Annotated in this window: 1 pseudogene; it reads right to left on the bottom strand. The window is 35.7% G+C overall.

The features are described from left to right. Positions 1-197: 197 nt before the first annotated feature. A pseudogene (locus tag BLV35_RS19800) lies at positions 198-545 on the bottom strand (ISAon1 family transposase N-terminal region protein). Positions 546-1,873 lie beyond the last annotated feature (1,328 nt).

The raw sequence follows: 1,873 nt of genomic DNA, 5'->3' as shown, positions 1-1,873 counted from the left end.
AAAGTTCTCCCTGAGATAAAGCCACTTCGTCAATCGACAAATGTGTGCCCATGTTTTCAGGGTATACAATCCACTGATGAGCGTGTTCTCTTGGAACCCAAGTATTGAAGGAACTTAGGTGTTTTTTATACTGTCTTTGGAGTTTTTTTCCGTTCAGCCCAAAAAATCTACCGACGGTGTGACCGTCGGTAGCACTGTTATCTATTAATTTCTTTTAAAAAAGCCGCAAACTCTTCAGTCATGCGGGTTCCTTTAGCAACTAAAGCCCAGGCTCTTTTAATAATTCCTCCATTGGATTTGTTAGTCCAACGGCGTCTTTTGATATGCAAATACACTAATTTTCATCTTAAAGGAAAATCCTGATTGGTAATTTCATCCTGAAATCCTTTTGAGACTAATTCAAGTGTATCAAACTCTTTTGGAGGCTTTATTTTCTCCTCAAAATATAGGTGCAATATTTCTTCTGTGTTATTAGCAGAAACTACCTCAAAGTGGTCAACTAAAAAATCAGGCAGCATAAATTTCAAAAGGTCTATAGAAGTCATCTCTCATTGTTAGATTGACAAATTTCTAATTTTTTTTCGACATTTCCTCCCCAGATTTTGTTCTTGATCCCCTGAAATAGCGATACACAAAAAGTATCCTTATGGAAAAACATGAAGAAAAACGCTATGTTAAGCGAACGCAAAAAGATTACGGATCAATCTCAAAAGTTAAGAATTGATTTGGCTCAAAATTTTTGAACTGGTAAAAACACTGAAAAGCGGTTGGAAAGCTTTTTGACTTGATACTGCAGTCAGCATGTTTGATGTTAATTTAAAAACAGAATATGTGCCCTACGTTTCTAATGAAGGCTTTTTGATAGGAATTATACTTACAAGAACATTTGAATCTGGGAGATTGTAGAGCCAACCGCCGGCACATCCAGTAGGTATCGATAAACTGAATGATTTCTGGGAAGCTAAAGCGCAGCAACCAAAAACATAAATATCATTTGGGCGTTCCCTGTTATGAAAAAAGAGGCTATACCTATATATAAAGGAGTAACCTCTTTTTTTTTAGGAGCTATTTCCCGCTATTCGTTACAATCTACTGAGTCAATCCCGATGTTTCGGGACTGGCTCAGTAGGATTTCCACTGCTATCGGGGCTAGGGCAATTGTTTTTAGCATGGTGATTTCGAGATTAACGATAAAGTCTCTAAAAATGCAATACCAAGTTATAAAGTAGTATCTAAACCAAAAGCACTAAATGATATAGAAATAATGAGTGGTTTAGTTGTCAGGTATTACTATGGATTCAATAAAAAAACACTGTATTTACATAGGAATAACGCAAACTACATCTACAAAGGCTTCCTCTCCGATGGAGAGGGGCGGGGAGAGGATTTCTTTTTTCGTCTTCAAAAAGCGTATTTCCAGCGAGTTAAAGGCAAGGTTAAGAAAGCGTCAAAAAATAGTCAATTAAAAGTATTGAATACCGGTATAAAGGGTCTACTTTTGCACCCGCAACAGCGAATAAGTTCATTAAAAGATTGGCAAGTGATTAAGAGGTTTAGGATTAGAAATCATTTCTAAAAATAAATCAAAAAAAGCTTGTGAGATTTGATTTTGCTTATTACTTTTGCACCCCGCAAAACATGCAAAGTTCCTTGAAAGACTGGTAAGAAAATATAAGGAAATGAGGATTTAGGTCTTCAAAAAAAACTTTAAATTTTTCTTGCGAGAAACAAAAGAAGTTGTACTTTTGCACCCGCTTCGAGAAACATGTTTAACATGGTAATTGAAGCTCAAACAAAGATTAACACGTTCCTAGACATATTGAATTGACAGCCGTTTTAACAGAGATGTTAAAGCAAAAGAATAAAGAGTAAT

The sequence above is a fragment of the Flavobacterium gillisiae genome (assembly GCF_900107635.1).
GTDB lineage: Bacteria > Bacteroidota > Bacteroidia > Flavobacteriales > Flavobacteriaceae > Flavobacterium > Flavobacterium gillisiae.
The sequence above is the reverse complement of the archived record's forward strand: the minus strand, read 5'-3'. Positions and strand labels throughout refer to the sequence as shown.